A 15813-nucleotide genomic window follows, 5' to 3' on the forward strand; every position below is an offset into this window, starting at 1 on the left:
AAACACCATTTGCGGTCGATTCGAAATTTTACATATTTGATATACATTTTAGATATTAGACACGAAAGGGAAGTATTCCGAATTATTGTTGAAAACCTATCAGATGAAATTCGGACTACTTGCCAAACGATTGTAAACCGAGTTTTATCTCCAATGAATCACATGTAGTATGATAATTGTCCAACGGAACTAATCGCTGAGGTCGACCAGAAATTTAGATTTGGCTTCATGAGTGTAAGAGGATTTTTATCAAATTTTCTTAGTTGTATTTATATACCATTTGCGTGTGGTTATCAAACATGGTCTCGCTTCTGTCCGTATTCGACGCACGGAGTACAATGAACAGTCCAGGAGATATGCCAATTACTGTCGGTGTGGGGAGGAACCTCGATGGTTAGCATCGCCGAATTACTGGTGGCAGTTGCTCCGCTCGTGACCATCGCCGTTTTGATGGTAGGTTTCTATTGGCCGGCGACACGTACGATGCCGGTCGCGTGGATCGTCGCAATCGGCGCCGGCGTTTACTGGGGAATGAATACCCAGTGGATTGTCGCTGCGAGCATTGTCGGGTTCATCACTGCAGCAAATATCCTTTGGATCGTCTTCGGGGCTATCTTGCTTCTCTACACTTTGAAAGAGACAGGTGCATTCGATGTTATCAGCCAAGGATTCGCCTCTATTAGCGAGGATCGCCGTGTTCAGGTCGTGCTGCTAGTGTTTCTTATGGGGTCGTTCATTGAGGGGGCTGCTGGGTTCGGCACGCCCGCCGCCATCATCGGACCGCTGCTCGTAGGGCTGGGCTTTCCACCATTGGCCGCCGTGGTCATCGCGCTCACGGGTAATATAATGGCTATCACCTTCGGTGCGGTTGGCACGCCGCTTATCATCGGTATGATTGATATTTTCGAAAACGTGAGTCATATTCAGTCAGCGGTCACTGGCCAAGCGGGCTATGCGAGCGTCGCGGTATGGGTCGGCGAAATCGGAATGTGGGCCGCGACGTTTCACGTTATCGTGGGTATACTTCTTCCCTTTATTGGCGTTGCAATGATGACGCGCTTTTTCGGTGAGGAACGCTCGATTCAACCGGCTCTCGAGATACTGCCACTCACCCTGTTTGCATGGTTTGCCTTTGCAGCGCCGTATTGGCTGACAGCGACGTTCCTTGGGCCTGAGTTTCCTGGTCTCATCGGGGCGATGGTCAGCTTATTTGTGACCGTCGTCACGCTTCGGGCTGGATTTTTCCTTCCCGACGAAGAATGGGATTTCGGCCCGCAATCGACGTGGCCAGAGCACTGGATCGGTGATATCGCCCCTGGCGAATCGGCTGATGAAAAACCGGCGGTCGCCACCGACGGTGGAACGACGAATACCGGCCGCTCAATGTCACTGAAGCTGGCGTGGATGCCCTACGTCGTCCTCGCGAGTTTGTTGGTTTTAACGCGTGTTTGGGACCCGCTGGCGGACTTCCTCACGCGCACGCTCGTCCTCGAATGGACTAACGTCCTCGGTACTGGTCTCGGCGAGAGTATTCAGGTTCTCTACCTTCCAGGCGCGGTGTTCGTGTTCGTCCACCTGTTAACCATCCCGTTGCACGGCATGGATGGTCAAGATGTAAAGAACGCTTGGATCGAGACCACAGAGAAGATCGCCCCTGCCGTCGTGGCACTGCTCTTTGCCGTTGCAACGGTTCAAATCATGCTCCAATCCGGCGACGCGATTGGCGGTAATGGAATGCTCATTGTCCTCTCCGATAGCATGGCAAACCTTACTGGGAAAGCGTACCCATTCCTCGCGCCGTTAGTCGGTGCACTCGGAGCATTTCTTGCAGGCTCGAACACGGTAAGCGACATCCTCTTTGGCACCTTCCAATACGGTGTGGCCACCGAGGTCGGTGCACCACATACGATCCTCTTGGGTGCGCAGGCCGTCGGTGGCGCAATTGGTAACCTTATTGCTGTTCATAATGTTGTCGCAGCCCTCGCGGTCGTTGGTCTCGTTGGTGAGGAAGGCCGTGTCATCCGGCTTGAACTCATCCCTCTCATGTACTATGCGGCCTTTACAGGGATTCTCACCGTACTGTTCAGCTACGTGTTGTTCCCTGGCGTCTTCTGATAGCTGGTCATTCCGCTCATTCTCGGGGCATTTACGAACACATTTTCCCGCGGGCTCTCAAGATCGGCGGCTTTACAACGGCCCTTCGCAAGGACGGCGCCTTGCCATAGATCGCTGCGTTCTTGGTGTGTATGGGTGCGGGAATCACTGTTGACGAGGCTCCTCAGTCGCTCAAGTAGGGTGATGCCATCACAGCGACGAAATTTCTGGTTGGTATGGGAATTGGGTTGGTCGTGGCGAACTTCCTCGGAAATCGCCGCTTCGGTCTCTCGTCGTTAGCGATCATTGCGGCGATGACCAATACGAACGGCGGTCTGTACGCCGCGCTCGTCGGGGAATTGGGTAACGGACGTCGGCGCTATTTCCATCATCTCGATCAATGATGGACCATTCTTGACGATGGTCGCTCTCGGTACGACGCAGCTCTCTTGGCCATCACAAATCCGTCTGTCTTCCGCATTTTTATACTCCTCCGACATCCTCTCTCATGGTATGGATTTAAGCCCCGATCTTGCAGTGTCCGAGGATATCATTCTCGAAGCATGCGGTGACACGGACGTTCCAGAGCTTGGTGTTATTGAACAGGTATGGGAGACGAATCCGATAGCCGTCGATCGGATTCCAGAGTACGCTGGTGCGGCAGTCGACGAACTCACCTTCGACGATGTTCCAGAAGGCGGTGAAGTCGCCGTTGGCGTTGGGAGCCGAGGAATCGCAAACCTCCCGCTCTTGGTGCGCGGTGTTATCGAGAGACTTGATGAGCTTGGCTACGATCCGTTTATCTTCCCCGCGATGGGAAGCCATGGCGGTGCGACGGCAGAGGGACAGCAGGAGATGCTCGAATCCCTGGGTGTCACCGAAGAACGGGTCGGCTGTGAAATACGTTCGAGCATGGAGGTCGTCGAGGTAGGTGAAACGCCTGATAGGAGCGTGCCGGTTGTTGCCGATGCCAATGCAGTGGCGGCGGACGCGATCCTCCCGGTAAATCGGATTAAACCACACACTGACTTTGACGGAACCGTCGAGAGTGGTCTGTCGAAGATGATGGTGATCGGCATGGGCAAACAACGCGGCGCGAAGATCGCTCACGAGTGGGCGATCGAGTGGAGTTTTCGGAATATGATCCCTGAGATTACTTCGCAGTTGCTCAATGCCCTGCCAATCGTCGGCGGTGTCGCGATCGTCGAAGATCAGCACGACGACACGGCTCATATTGAGGGAATTCAGCCCGAGGGATTCCTCGACCGTGAGGCTGAACTCCTCGAAACCGCGTACGAAATCATGCCCAAGATCCCCTTCGACAGCGTCGATGTCCTCATCTTCGATAAACAGGGAAAAGACATCAGTGGTCAGGGATTAGACACGAACGTCATCGGCCGGCGCCCATTCGCGATCAACGAGCCCAAACCAGATCGCCCCGAGATCAAACGGATCTTTGTTCGCGGGCTCACCGAGACCTCCCACGGCAATGCGATGGGGATGGGATCGGCGGACTTCGTGCATCAGGATGTCGCGACTGAACTGAACGCTTCGGACACGCTCATCAATGCGATCACAGCCAGTACGATTCGGGGTGTTCGCCTCCCACCGGTGGTTGAGACGGATCGTGCGGGCTTGGTGGCGGCACTGTCGACGATTGGTGTGATCGACCAGGAGGAGGTCCGTGTCATCAGGGCTGCAGACACGATGCATCTCGGCCGGTTTTATGCATCCCAGGCACTCGTCGAGGAAGCGAAAGAGCGCGACGACCTTCGCGTTATTGCCGACCCTGAACCGATCGAGTTCGACGACGGGCAGTTCACAGCAGCGTCGCCCCAGACTACATAGAGAGTAAGCGGGTCGAGGACAAGTACCTCGACGTCCTCAAACACGCGAAGCACGTTGCCAAGACGAACGACGGGGTGATCGCACGGTTAAGCTATCGCGAAGTCGCAACGCACTACGGCTGTGTGTACAAGAACGATGGTTACCGTGTCATGGAAGAGATGGCCAAACACGTTCCCGGTGTGAGTTACAAGGAATCTGACGGAGGAATTCGATCATCTGTCGCCCCGCAGCCCAGACGAGGGTGTCACTACTTCCCGCTAATTCTACCACAATTCCTTCTGACAGCTACCGGAACCACCTGACACGTGCCGTCGAAAAATCGCCGTCACCGTGCACCGACACGTAGATCGTCGGTGCGTACGAGTCGACGATCTCGCAACTCACACCCGTCTCAGTTAGCGACCAGGTGAGGACGTCGCCATCGACGTGTCGATTTTGTACACCATGGCCTCATCCCCGGTCGTTCAAATCGTCCTCGATATGATCGAGTCGGTCTTCCAAATCGTCGATTTGGATCTGCTGTTCGAGTAATATCGAGATGAGGATCGGCGTCTCGACGAACAAGGGCTTGTGTACCGTACTGGGATCGGTATGCAGCTGGGCATACTCGAAGAGTCGATCAAAGACCGCTTGGTCGGTCGGTCGAAGCGCCCGGCGATACTCGTCCCATTCCGTTGTAATCTGGCTGGTGTAGCTCATTGCAGGTAGACACGACCACCGAGATGGCCTTAGGCAGGCCAGGGTCGCTTCCGAATATTCCAATACCCGAAATATCGATAGTAATCGGTGTGGGTGTCGTGTTGATCGCCACACTGGAGAAAGAACGTGATCTGCTTTTTCACTAATTTCGATCGGTTCATTGCATCGAGAGAAGCCCACTAGAACCTCGAGGGATTTCTGTAAATTTGGCCAGGTTAATTCTGTCTTCCATTCGCCAAATATCGATGAAGGCGAGGTGATACCGAACGAATTGGTTGATGAGGTTGTGGCGAATTCCCTCATCGCATCTACGGACGGTTTCAAAGGGGTTGCAGAGGGTTCGATTCACAGTGAGCTACTGGATTGCTATACGATTCTACCGCAATTCACGATCTGCGATGCCTGATAGTGGTAGCTGAACTCGGCTCCTTCCATTCGTTTCCGATTCGGATTTCCGAAATGCTGGGTGTCGACTTAGACGCACTGCACAACAAACACACTCGGGTATCGAAAAAGACGACTAGGGGGAGGCAACTCTCACGACCAGGCACGAGAACATCGTTGGGTGATGGCGCCAAACTATGCCGTCGTGCTGGCCTCTGTGAGAGCGTATCCATACCTATGGTCCAAAGGATAAAATAAGCTCGTCAGACATAGTTTGATTTTACTATATTATTCAACCGAATGATCTAAACAGCAGTTATCGAACTCGATTTTCGGCATCGTTTTCTTTCCATCGAGTAAATTCTCGCGTAATCGGCTGTTACTTAACTATCTTAAGAGCTAACAAAAAGTATGAACGGCGAGTCACAGACAACCAAAACGACCCGCTGGTTCGGCTCCACCACTGAACAATCCGGATCGAACTCATTCCACCAATATGCATTGATCGCTTCCGAGACGATTGACGCCGAATCATCGAGTTCGGAACTTGCTACCGATATAATCAACGCACTCATTGACGTAATTGAGCCAGCGACTGGCCAAACGACGCTCACGCTGTACGAATACGTGAATCCAGACGCGCTCGAAGACATCATTACAGCAAGCGCAGAGAAAAAAAGCGACATCGAAGTCAGATTCACAGTCGAAGGCTATCTCGTCACCGTTCGGAGTAACAATACCATCCTCATTTACGAATCGCTCGGAGCACATCCCAGTACTAGTGAGAAGCCGTCCCTGGCTAGTTGATCAAGTAAAACGTTCCAACGACACCATATACTATTTATGTGCGCCCTCACTGACAAGGCAGTCCTCGTTAGTCGGTTTCATAATCAGTGAGCCGAAGCTTCCTCTCAACCTCATAGAGATGGCCTTTCATGTAGAGCCGTTCGACGATATCCTTGGCAGCTGGCCGTTCAAGGTCTTCTTCCGCCTTGAGGATCGCATGTGCTTCATCGTAGGTGAGCTCGCCCTCAGCCGGGAGTTCCTTCGCGAGTGCGTCGAGTGCCTCTTGTGCAAGAGGTGCGAGTGGCGATTCGCCATCAGAAACCATCGGTACTCCCGAATCTGCGTTCGCAGTAAGTAAACCCTCGGGAGACGCCTCTTTGTGTCACGCTTTTCGCTGCGACAATGGGATAGGCATACGGCGTGGGCGGATGGGTTAGGGATGAGTACGAATACCCACGCCGCTTGCCGGGAGACGTTGACTGCATTCCGTGCTTAGAACGCGATGGATAAAGGGGCGAGCCAACCACAGCGGAAGTGAAACTAACTGCAGCTACAGGTTCCTTTGCTAATCCTGGCGCACAGTCTCGTGCCGTGAGTTGCCTCACTGAGGCCGATGATGGGGTAGGCGATGCGCGCGTCGCCTACCGTGTTCTTTCATTTCGCTTTCTACAGAGATAACGGAGTCGCCACGTCGTCTAACAATCCTACAGAGCGCTCGAATCTTTTTGAGTAAGCGAAGAGGTTACTGCCGGAACGTTAGCAGGTGGGACTTTACCTCTTCAAACTCACTTCGAGGGATTACGAGGTGAGATAGCGGGGAACCCATGATTCGTCGTGTAGCCTGTTCAATGAGGGTGTCCTTCCTTCGCCACGAAAGTGCAAGTTCATTGTCCGTGGTTTCCCTGACGGAATCTAACTGCGTTAAGTCATGACAGTGGTGTGAGACGGACATCCGTTCTTCCTCATCAGGCCCTACTACCGGCCTGTCGAACACGCACAACTCGGAGCCAGTCAACTCCACGTACTTCCCATCCTGTTCCCATGCTGCGACAGTGTGTGAGGGAACTACAATTCCGAATCCCCCGAGCGAATCGGTTAATCGCTCAACGAACTTGGTGGTGGGTGACTCCTCACGAATTCGGATTTTCCCACGTGTAAGTGGTTCGTACTGGCCGTCACAACCGCTTCGAAACTCGGAGCGTGAAACGAGAGGATCGAGACAGGAAGACTACCACCGTTGCCTAATGCGTTGTGGATTGCCTGTAGCACAGTGTCGTCACCCGGGAGATCGCCAGTTCGCCACGTTAGTTCGTCTTCAGTCTTGGAGTTCGATTCTCTCGGCACTTCTTCAAGGGCGGAAACTTCGTTTGGGAGAGACCGAATTTCTGACGTGTGAACGCCCACAGAGAACTCCGGTGCTGCCTCTTCAAGGGCATTTATCAAATTGGATTTGCAAACGACAACCCGGTCATCATCGAATGCGATTATTCGGTGAGTCGCGTCAAATAGTCCGTACGATTCCATTTTTAGTGAGTTTGAGCGAAAGGTGTTATTCCATAAGGTGATTCTTTCGTCACCTTGAGATTGAAAAAGGCACCCTCCCCTTACTTAGATGTATTGTTTCGCGAACATGAGTGCTACCGGTGACTTCTGAAATTGGCTACTACCACCTAAATTCCTAATGGGAGTCGAAACTGGCAGGTCGGCACCGTCGGCGAATCGGGTTTCGTACCGCGAGCGTTCGCGTGGAAAACGCGGGTCGTCCGCGAACGCGGTCGACGGTGCGCTCGGAAGAGCTCCCGTTGACGAAGTCGGACGGAGACCGCGCTGGCGCACGCTCCGTTCCCGCCGAGGTCACCGTCGAGCGGCCGCGCGAACCGCGTCCCACAGACGCCGGTACCGCGCCTTCCAACTGCGGTCGCCGTCGGTGCGGGACGGGGTTGGACGTTCCGGGCGGTCGGCGGCGTCGCGGCGATTCCGATCCGCGGAGAGGGCCGTCACGACCGCTCCGGCGGTCATCCCCAGGGAGGTCGCTAGCACCGCGAGCTCCCGTTCCAGTCTGCCGAGGTCGAGCGCGTCGAAGTGCATGATCATCCACACCATCCCCGAGACGAACAGGACGCCGCCGGCCCCGGTCAGCCAGGCGTCGGCGGACGACCGCTTCGCCGACGCGCGCGTGACCCGAACGAGGACGCTCCCCGCGAGGAAGTGGATGCCGAAGACCGCGGCGAGGAACCCGGCGGCGGAGAGGACCGCGAACGGGTTCCACGAGGGAAGCGCCGGCGTTGCGCGTCCGACGATTTCGAGGAACGCTCGCAGGAGTCCGGCGAGGAGGCCGTCGGCGACGCCGAGCAGTGCCGCGACGACGTCGGCTTCGAAGTCGAGCAGCGACGCGGCGAGTCGGGACAGCACTCGCCGACCGGTGAGTTCGGCGAGGACGAAGAGCGCGACGGGCGGCGCGACGCCGACCGCGAGCGCTCGTGTGAGGGCGCGGTACGCGACGCCGTCGCGCCGCCGGATTCCATTTCCGACGAACCAGACGAGCGTCAGCAGCGGAACGACCGCGATGGGCGACTCCCGGAGGAGACGAACGGTGGTTTCGAACATGTGACGGGCGGTGATAGCGAGCACGCTGATACTCGAAGCGGTGGGTAGAGAACGTTTTGGCTTCGGTCGCGGAGCGCGGTCGGTGTCGTGAAACTCCGAAAACGGACGTATCGCTCGCTACCGAACCGCCTTCGGTACTCTATCGAGCTTCCGCGACCGGGGTCGCGGAAGCTCGATTCGGGGCCGGTGACTCGGGCGCGCCGGTACGGCGGAGTCGAGAAGACGCCGGCGTCGAGCAGGGAGGGCGCGGGGGGTAGGGGTCGTGCAACTCGGAGGCTTTGGTATGCCACGGCGCAGTTTTTACCCTCCCTGCAACCTGAACTTGCGAGTTCGAGACTAAATATATTATGTCTAAGACAATATCGTAATCGATTGAAAATTGGGCGCAGTAATCGTATCATCCCCGAGCGACCCTCCGTTCGCCGCGTTTCGATTCGCAGGCCCTCACTGAGATGGCTTCGATATCGGCGACTCCCCTCCGAACGCCTCCATCGCCACGTACGTATTGTTGACGGGGTGGTAACCGGGTTCGACTTCGGTTCCTCGATTCGGATCGTCGCGGCCGTTCTCACGGGAGAGTCGTTCGAACCAATTTCCGTACTTCGGGTTGACGAAGTGCGCCTCCGCGTACTCCCAGAGTTCGTCGTACCAGTCGAGGTACTCGTCGTCGATTCCGCCGAGCAGCGCCGCGGCCCCGATGGCCTCCGCGACCGTCCACCCGTACTTGTCGGCGATGACCGGCGTACCGTCCGCCTCGACCGTGTAGTAGAACCCGCCGTGCTCGTCGTCCCAACCCAGTTCGACGGCGAGGTCGAAGAGTTCCCGGGCGCGCGTCGTCAACCAGTCGTCGTCCCGAAACGCGGCCAGCGTCAGGAGGAGCTTCGACCACTCGACGTGGTGGCCGGGCTGGTAGCCCCACGGTCGGAATCTGTGCCGCGGTTCGTCCTCGTTGTACTCGAAGTCGTGGTTCCAGTCCGCGTCGTAGTGTTCCCAGAGGCGACCGTCTGTCTCGGAGGCGAGGTCGTCGACGAAGGCGTGGGCGATGGCGTACGCGCGGTCGAGATACGGCTCCTCGCCGGTCGCTTCGTGGGCGGCGAGCAACGCCTCGCAGGCGTGCATGTTGGCGTTCTGCCCGCGGTACGGCGCGAGACGCTCCCATCGTCCGTCGGCGCGGTCGGCGTAGAGGCCGTGTTGGCCCTCCCAAAATCGGTCGTCCATGGTTTCAAAGGCCCGTCGGAGTTCCTCCCGCGCCCCGGGGACTCCGGCCTCGGTCGCTCGCGCACACGCGAGCACCGCGAACGCGTGGCCGTAGCAGTATCGGGTGTCGTCTTCCGTCCGCCTGCCGTCGAGTAGCCAGTCGTACCCCCCTCGCCGATCGTCCCAATGGTGGTTCGAGAGGAAGGCCAGTCCGTGCTCCGCCGCCGCACGGCACCAGTCCGGACCGTCGACGAGTGCCCCGACGCTGAAGTTGTGAATCGCCCTGGCCGTGGCGACCAGATGTTTCGTGCGACCGTCGTAGACGTGCCCGTCGCGCTCGTCGAGTTGCGCGACGTAGCCGCCGAAACGGCGGTCGATGCAGTCGGGGTAGTAGAAGTTGAGGACGTTCAGCAGTCGCTGCCGGAGCACCCATCGGTCGCGATTGTCTGGCGAGGGCATATCCCTTTTTTCGAGCGCGGCTATTAGATTCCACCGGCGAGCAGTCGGCCCGTCTTTCGGGCGGGATTCGAGGACGAAACTTCGGTCGCGGTCGCTCCGGGTTTCGCACGAGCGCCGACATCGGCGACCGCCCGTCGTTCGTCGACCGTCCGAATGCACAACGGGCCAAAACCGTTAATTTATGGCGCGTACTATGCGTAGTCGCAGGGGACGCCCGACTCGGCGCTGACGTGCGACGGTCGATATCAACCATAGGACACCGAATCGGTCGCCCCCGATGGGGAGGGTCGACCGCCGATAACTCTCCACGCGATCCTCTTCGAGACGGCGCCTAAGACATCGATATCGACGGATTCTGTCCCTGAACCGGGTTTTCGCGGACTGATTACACCGAAGATGAGGGGACAACGTTTATGTCCGGAACCGCCTTTTTATTGGACGAGTGTCCCCCGGAGCAACAGTCACGATCGACCCCCACGTCCACTCGGAAGCTTCGTTCGACGGCCACGACCCCGTCGAACTGCTCCTCGAACAGGCGAGCGACATCGGCCTCGACGCCATCGTCATCACCGACCACGACGCCATCGCCGAATCGAAGCGGGCGGCGGCGCTCGCGGACGACTACGGTCTGATCGGCATCCCCGGCGTCGAAGTTTCGACGGCGGACGGCCACCTCCTCGCCATCGGCGTCGAGACGCTTCCGACGCCCGACCGGTCGCTCTCGGCGACGGTCGAGGAGATTCGGGACCTCGGCGGCGTCGCCGTCGTTCCGCACCCCTTCCAGTGGAGTCGCCACGGCGTTCGCAGACGGAACATCACCGACTGCGACGCCATCGAGGTGTACAACTCGTGGCTCTTCACGGGCTACAAGAATCGGCGGGCGAAGGCGTACGCGGACGCGCACGGCTACCCGAGCGTCGCGGCGAGCGACGCTCACACCGCCTCGCTGGTCGGACGAGCGTACACGGAACTGACCATCGACTCCGTCTCGTCCGTCGACGAGGTCGACGCGGACACCATCGTCGAGGCGTTCAGGGACGGGACGACTCGCATTCGGGGCAAGCGCACGCCCGTCCACCACAGCACCCACCACTACGCGAAGGGCGCGAGCAAGCGGGCGAACGCCGCGCTCACGTCGTCGAACCTCAACATCGCCGCGCTACTCACGCAGGCGGCGTACGCGTTCCATCGCGGGAAACTGACGCAGGGAACGCTGCTGTTCGGCGCGGCGACGCTCTCGCTTCGGGATAGCCGCCTCTGGTACTTGGCCGAAGGGATGCTCACGGCGAAGTACCTCACGCGGCGAGTTCCGTGGTCGCTTTTCTGAGGCGGATCCCCGCGGTCGTCATCTCGGACCGCGTCCCGTCCGCGGTCGGCACACGTCTCCCAGTCGCCGACCGAGCCACGTCGCACCGACCGCGACGAGATAGTAGGTGACGAGCAGACCGGCCTCCCATACGTACTTCTCTTGGGGGAGAACCGCATCGAGCGCGTAGACCGCGTTCTCCAACCCACGGGCTGTCGTAGACGAGGAGCATGACGACGTACGAGAGGACGAACAGGAGTCGATAGAGCACGGAATCGTATATATCGACGACGTTCGGGAGGTACCACGTCAGCGCGAGAAAACCGAAGACGAGGAGCGTCGTCCGGGCCGTCCAGACCAGTGAAGCCGGTTCTCGTCCCATACGCGAGCGGACGTCGCCTCGGTACTTTACGTCACGCCCCGACGCGGGCGCGGGGGTGTGGCGTACTCGTCCGTTCTCGCGGTCGGTCCGCGCGAACCGCACCGAACGGCGAAGCGGTCGGTCACACGTCCCACGTCTCCTGCGCGTACGCCATCTCCCAGAATCGGTGTTCGAGGCGCGCGCTGGTCAGGAACGCCTCCCGCATCGCTTCGCGCTCGCCGGGATACCGTTCGCCGCACCGGTCGACCCAGTCGCGCATCCACGCGACGGCGTCCGCGAACTCGTCGCTCGAGTACTTCTCGATGAACGGGGTGTACCGATGGTCTCCGTCGGCCGCGTCGGCCATGTGCCGCGCGACGTCGAGGTAGCCCTGCCCGCAGGGGTAGACCGCCGCGCTGATTTCGGCCATCGACCCCTCGTGGGCGGTTCGTACCAAGAAGTTCGTGTAGGCGACGCACGTCGGCGCTTTTCGCGTCCGTTCGAGTTCGTCGCGGTCGATGCCGTACTCCGCGGCGAACTCCCGGTGCAGGTCCAGTTCGTCGTCCACGACGGCGTGGGCGACGTCCAGCAGGTGGGTCATCGTCTCCTCGTCGTTCGCCTTCGCGCCCGCGAGCGAGAAGACGCGAGCGTAGTCGAGCAGGTAGCGATAGTCCTGTCGTACCCAGTGGAGGAACGCTTCCTCGTCGAGCGTTCCCGCCGCGAGTTCGCGGACGAACGGGTGGTTCTTCTGGGCATCCCAGATCGGTTCGCCGCGCTCCAACAGCCGGTCGCTGAAACTCATCCGTCGAATCGAACGAGCACCTCCCGCGTGATATAACTAACTAATATCACCGAGTAGTATTGGCGGGATCGGAGTCGCGGACGCCACCGTCAAAACGCCGATGCCGCCGTCGCTCGGCCGTTCGCTTCGAAAAAAGGCGCTTCCGTCTCGTTTGTGGCGGCCTGCCCGAGTTACGGCAGTTGCTCCTCCGGCACGACGTGGACGGTTGTTTCCACGCCCAACTCCCGGTTTTTCCGGTCCGCGATTCGTTCCGCCCGCTGCGCCGACAACCCGTGAAGCACGACCTCCGTCTCCTCCTTCTCCGCCGCGAGCACGACCGCGTAGCGGTCGTCGTTCTGCCGCGCGTTCGTCGTTCTCCGTCGGTTTTGGCGTACTGTCGGCATAGTTGGCTTAATTCAGGCCCGTGGTGGTCTTTCTCACGATACGTGTGACGATAGAGAGCGTAGTTTAAAAAGATTTGAGGCCCATATGCCCGGCGTCGTTTCCTTCCTCAATTCGCCCGGGAGCCGCCTTCGCTGCGGCGTGTCCCGCGACGAACGCGCACGGTCGAGACAGAGCGGGTCGCCCTACCGCGACCGTCGCCGCGTCCTCTCGACGTCTCCGGAGGGATACGTAGCGGTATGTATCTAACCCCGGTTACGTAACTTTTAGGAAGCAGAATTCTAAAAACGAACGTGGCTCGAACGCATCCAATCCCGATCGATAGAGAGACGTCCCAAATCGACCGACGACGATTTCTCGGCGCGACCGCCGCCGCATCGACCCTCGGCGGGGCGAGCGGCGTCGCCACGGCGGCGACCGACACCGTCTCCGTCGTCCACGACACCCACTTCCACGGGCGGTTCGAAGGGAGTTCGGGGGTGAACATCGCCCAGTACACCCACGTCGTGAACGAACTCCGCGACGCGAACCCCAACGCGGGATTCGTCGGCATCGGAGACGACTTCAGTCCGTCCACGCTCGGATTCGAGTTCCACGGCGAGCACATGGTCGAGGCGCTGAACTACCTCGATCCCGTCGTGGACGGCTGCGGGAACCACGACTTCGACTTCGGCGTCGAAAACGCCGTGAAACGGTTTCGAAACTCGACGTTCCCGTGGGTGGTCGCCAACCTGTTCACTCCCGACGGGGACCCCATTCCCGGGACGAAACGCTGGCACGTGGAAGACATCGGCGGGCACGCGGTCGGCTTCTTCGGTTCCGGCGTCGAGGACTTCCACGGCATCACGGCCTACCCCGACGAGTATCGGGTCATCCATCCGGTCGACGCCGCCGAAGAAGCCGCGAACGCCCTCCGCGAGAAGGGCGCCGACCTCGTGGTGATGGCCTCGCACACGAACTCGTCCACGCACGACGACATCGCCGAGAACGCCGACGTCGACGCAATCGTCGGTTCGCACTCCGACAAACTGCAGGACGAGGTTCGCGTCATGAACGGAACCGTCATCAGCGAACTCGGCGACCAGTTCGCCCACCTCGGCGTCGTCCAACTCGACGTTGCGACGGGCGACGTCGTGAACTGGGAACGCCACGACCTCGCGTCGAGGGCCGACTCCATCCCCGAGGACGCGGGGATGCGGAAGATAATGGACAAGTGGCTCGGGCGTCTCGACGAAAGGCTCGGGCAGACCGTCTTCCGCACGGCGAGGAAACTCGACGCTCGTTTCTCGACCAACTACGCGGTCGAATCGAACTTCGGCGACCTCGTCTGCGACGTGATGTGCGAGAAGATGGACGCCGAAATCGGCCTCCAGAACCCCGGCGGCATCCGCTCCGGCGCGCAGTACGGTCCCGGCGCGATAACCGGGAAGGACGTGTTCAACATCCTCCCCTTCCCGAACAAGGTCGTCAAGGCGGAGGTCACCGGGAAGGCGCTGATGGACACGCTCGAAACCTCGGTCTCCGCGCTGCCGTGGTCGTCCTACGGCGTTCAGGCGGGCGCGCAGGTCTCCGGACTCCAGTACGAGTTCACCGGAACCGGGGAGTCCGCCGTCGGAAACTTCTACGTCGGCGGCGAACCCCTGCGGGAGGACGAGACGTACACGCTCGCCACGAACGACTACGTCTTCGAGAACTGGGACGGACTCGACGACGCGACGCTCGTCGAAACGTCGAAGGAGTTCCTCGGTTCCGTCTTCATCGACCACCTCTCGGACGCGGGCGTCGTGCAACCGGACACCGAGAACCGCATCCTCCGCGTGGACGAGGACGTGGGAGGGACGGGAATCGAACTCGACGAGGACCGCGTCACCGCGATCCTCGACAAACCCGAGACGGCGAACGGGGTGTACGAGAAGACGTTCGTCGCGCTCACGGAGTTCGGTCACGAGATCGAGGCGGAGGCCGTCGAAGACCGAGGGGATTCCGTCGCCGCCTCCTTCGACCGTCGGGCCCTCGAACTGCTCGCCACCGGGCCGAAGGACGTGAACCTCCGCGTGTTCGGCGGCTTCGAACCCGACGACGCGGCGTACGACTACCGCAGCGACGGAACGCTCGTCGACCTCCCGGTGGCCGAACCGGTCTTCTACTTCGCGATGAAGGGGACGATACCGACGAACGGTCGCGGCCCGAATCCGTTCGGCGGAACGGCCGCGAGGACGGAGACGCTCGGTTCGGCCGATTCGGAGGCGGACGACCGCGGTCGCCGGCGAAAACAACACTCGCATCACCACTGAGGCCCGCATCACCGGCGGGCGAGCGCGACTATCGGGACGATTCGGCGGCCAAGAGCGCCTCGCCGTCGCTGGTCAGCCGATAGACGACTTCGCCGGTGACGGCCGTGATGAGTTCGCCGTCGGCGAGGAGTTCGCACCGTCGTTCGACGTAGGGGAGGTGCATCCCCATTCGGTTCGCCAGTATCGGGATGTACTCGGGTTGCGTGCGTTGGAGGGCTACGAGGATGTCCACGTCCACGGGGCGCATCCAGTCGGGGCGTTCGATCATTCGGTTCCGCTTCGAAAATGTGATGTGCTACCACATAACTATTCTTGCGCGGCGCTGACCGTTCCGTTCGCATCCGAATCGCACGTCTCCGCCTCGTCCGCTTCGAACCCGGTCGTCCGGTCCGGTTTAGACCGACCGCCCGCGCCGAAGCGGTCGGTAGAACCACGTGTAGGCGATGAAACAGAACAGGCCGCCGAGCGCGGCGATGCAACCGAGCGCCAGGAGGGTGGCGAGCGCGCTCAGTATCATACGGGGGTCGTCCCCCGTCGCGTCGTTCGGCTGGCACCCGCTTCTCCGACCGTCATTCTCACGGCCCACTGATACTCT

General features: G+C 59.5%; 14 protein-coding genes and 1 pseudogene. 6 read left to right on the forward strand and 9 right to left on the reverse strand.

Translation table 11 applies throughout. The features are described 5' to 3' along the window. Positions 1–390 precede the first annotated feature (390 nt). The 3 genes and pseudogenes from LIX00_RS21905 to LIX00_RS21915 all read left to right on the forward strand — a co-directional run bounded on the left by LIX00_RS21905 (position 391) and on the right by LIX00_RS21915 (position 3942). A complete protein-coding gene (locus LIX00_RS21905; RefSeq protein ID WP_227356647.1) occupies positions 391–2115 on the forward strand; it encodes an L-lactate permease in 1725 nt (574 codons plus the stop codon). Positions 2116–2118: 3 nt separating this feature from the next. Then, positions 2119–2544, forward strand: a pseudogene (locus LIX00_RS21910) (2-keto-3-deoxygluconate permease); the annotation flags it as partial. 63 nt (positions 2545–2607) lie between these two features. Further along, positions 2608–3942 carry a nickel pincer cofactor-dependent isomerase, group 22 gene (locus tag LIX00_RS21915; RefSeq protein WP_227357171.1) on the forward strand — a complete coding sequence of 445 codons (1335 nt, stop codon included), beginning with the start codon at positions 2608–2610 and terminating at the stop codon, positions 3940–3942. 450 nt (positions 3943–4392) lie between these two features. Here LIX00_RS21915 and LIX00_RS21920 read toward each other — a convergent pair whose 3' ends face one another. Then, positions 4393–4641, reverse strand: a complete 249-nt coding sequence (locus LIX00_RS21920) for a DUF8156 family protein (protein ID WP_227356648.1) — start codon at positions 4639–4641, stop codon at positions 4393–4395. 795 nt (positions 4642–5436) lie between these two features. On the opposite strand from LIX00_RS21920, the gene LIX00_RS21925 reads away from it, so the two are divergent. Further along, positions 5437–5832, forward strand: a complete 396-nt coding sequence (locus LIX00_RS21925; protein ID WP_227356649.1) for a HalOD1 output domain-containing protein — start codon at positions 5437–5439, stop codon at positions 5830–5832. A gap of 67 nt (positions 5833–5899) precedes the next feature. Here LIX00_RS21925 and LIX00_RS21930 read toward each other — a convergent pair whose 3' ends face one another. From LIX00_RS21930 to LIX00_RS21940, 3 genes are all read right to left on the reverse strand, one after another. Further along, positions 5900–6136 (reverse strand): hypothetical protein, encoded by a 237-nt coding sequence (locus LIX00_RS21930; RefSeq protein ID WP_227356650.1) that lies wholly within the window; start codon positions 6134–6136, stop codon positions 5900–5902. Positions 6137–7665: 1529 nt separating this feature from the next. Then, positions 7666–8442: a hypothetical protein gene (locus LIX00_RS21935; protein WP_227356651.1), complete on the reverse strand. Its 777-nt coding sequence runs from the start codon at positions 8440–8442 to the stop codon at positions 7666–7668. Between the two features lie 420 nt (positions 8443–8862). Next, positions 8863–10074, reverse strand: a complete 1212-nt coding sequence (locus tag LIX00_RS21940) for an AGE family epimerase/isomerase (RefSeq protein ID WP_227356652.1) — start codon at positions 10072–10074, stop codon at positions 8863–8865. A 442-nt stretch (positions 10075–10516) separates the two neighbouring features. Between LIX00_RS21940 and LIX00_RS21945 the strand changes: the two genes are divergently transcribed. After that, positions 10517–11401 carry a CehA/McbA family metallohydrolase gene (locus LIX00_RS21945; RefSeq protein ID WP_227356653.1) on the forward strand — a complete coding sequence of 295 codons (885 nt, stop codon included), beginning with the start codon at positions 10517–10519 and terminating at the stop codon, positions 11399–11401. On the opposite strand, the gene LIX00_RS21950 is transcribed toward LIX00_RS21945, so the two are convergent. The 3 genes from LIX00_RS21950 to LIX00_RS21960 form a co-directional block, all read right to left on the reverse strand. Then, positions 11370–11762 carry a hypothetical protein gene (locus LIX00_RS21950; protein WP_227356654.1) on the reverse strand — a complete coding sequence of 131 codons (393 nt, stop codon included), beginning with the start codon at positions 11760–11762 and terminating at the stop codon, positions 11370–11372. The genes LIX00_RS21945 and LIX00_RS21950 overlap by 32 nt on opposite strands. A 121-nt stretch (positions 11763–11883) precedes the next feature. Next, entirely contained in the window at positions 11884–12543 is a 660-nt protein-coding gene (gene tenA / locus LIX00_RS21955; RefSeq protein ID WP_227356655.1) for a thiaminase II, read from the reverse strand. A 170-nt stretch (positions 12544–12713) separates the two neighbouring features. Further along, positions 12714–12926 carry a hypothetical protein gene (locus tag LIX00_RS21960; protein ID WP_227356656.1) on the reverse strand — a complete coding sequence of 71 codons (213 nt, stop codon included), beginning with the start codon at positions 12924–12926 and terminating at the stop codon, positions 12714–12716. A gap of 291 nt (positions 12927–13217) precedes the next feature. On the opposite strand from LIX00_RS21960, the gene LIX00_RS21965 reads away from it, so the two are divergent. Next, positions 13218–15218, forward strand: coding sequence for a bifunctional metallophosphatase/5'-nucleotidase (locus tag LIX00_RS21965; protein ID WP_227356657.1), 2001 nt, complete (start codon positions 13218–13220; stop codon positions 15216–15218). Between the two features lie 28 nt (positions 15219–15246). On the opposite strand, the gene LIX00_RS21970 is transcribed toward LIX00_RS21965, so the two are convergent. Then, the gene (locus LIX00_RS21970; RefSeq protein WP_227356658.1) at positions 15247–15486 is read right to left on the reverse strand and encodes a hypothetical protein; all 240 of its coding nucleotides are present in this window, start codon (positions 15484–15486) and stop codon (positions 15247–15249) included. 126 nt (positions 15487–15612) lie between these two features. Beyond that, positions 15613–15735: a hypothetical protein gene (locus LIX00_RS26030; protein ID WP_255679369.1), complete on the reverse strand. Its 123-nt coding sequence runs from the start codon at positions 15733–15735 to the stop codon at positions 15613–15615. Between the last annotated feature and the right edge of the window lie 78 nt (positions 15736–15813).

The sequence above is a fragment of the Haladaptatus salinisoli genome (genome assembly GCF_020614375.1).
GTDB lineage: Archaea > Halobacteriota > Halobacteria > Halobacteriales > Haladaptataceae > Haladaptatus > Haladaptatus salinisoli.